The sequence below is a fragment of the Frankia sp. AgKG'84/4 genome, assembly GCF_023242965.2.
Lineage (GTDB): Bacteria > Actinomycetota > Actinomycetes > Frankiales > Frankiaceae > Frankia.
This window is the reverse complement of sequence record NZ_JALKFU020000732.1, coordinates 1-527: the sequence shown is the minus strand read 5'-3', so window position 1 is coordinate 527 and position 527 is coordinate 1. Positions and strand designations below refer to the sequence as shown.

Below are 527 nucleotides of genomic sequence, written 5' to 3'. Positions count from 1 at the left end.
GGCGCGGCGCCGGCCGGCTCGACGGCGAGCCCGACCCGGCGCAGCAGGACCATCGCCGACCAGAAGGCGGCCTCGTCGACGGTCACCACCTCATCGACCAGCCGGCTCGCCAGTTCGAAGGTCAGCCTGCCCGGCTCGCTGACCGCCATCCCGTCGGCGATCGGGCGCGGCGCCACCCCGGGACGGGACAGACTCGGGCGGTGGCAGGGCCGCCCGCCGCGGGCCGCCGCCATGGCCCGCTCGCGGGCCCCCGTCGGGTCGCTGCCCACGGGCACCGCCAGGCGGCGGCCGGCCCGCAGGGACACGGCGAACGCCGGCGCCAGCTCGGACTGCACACCGATCACCCGCACCTCGGGCCGGCGTGCCCGCAACGCCGCCGCGACCCCGCCGATCAGCCCGCCGCCGCCCACGCCGACCAGCACCGTGCGCAGATCCGGCACCTGCTCGAGCAGCTCCAGGCCCAGCGTGCCCTGCCCGGCCACCACCGCCGGGTCATCGAAGGGGTGCACGAGCAGCCGCCCGCCGGC

General features: G+C 79.1%; 1 protein-coding gene. It reads right to left on the bottom strand.

Annotated elements, in window-relative coordinates; translation table 11 throughout:
- Positions 1-527: pyridoxal-phosphate dependent enzyme (locus tag MXD58_RS24845; protein ID WP_250610067.1), on the bottom strand; the 527-nt coding region annotated here is incomplete at both ends.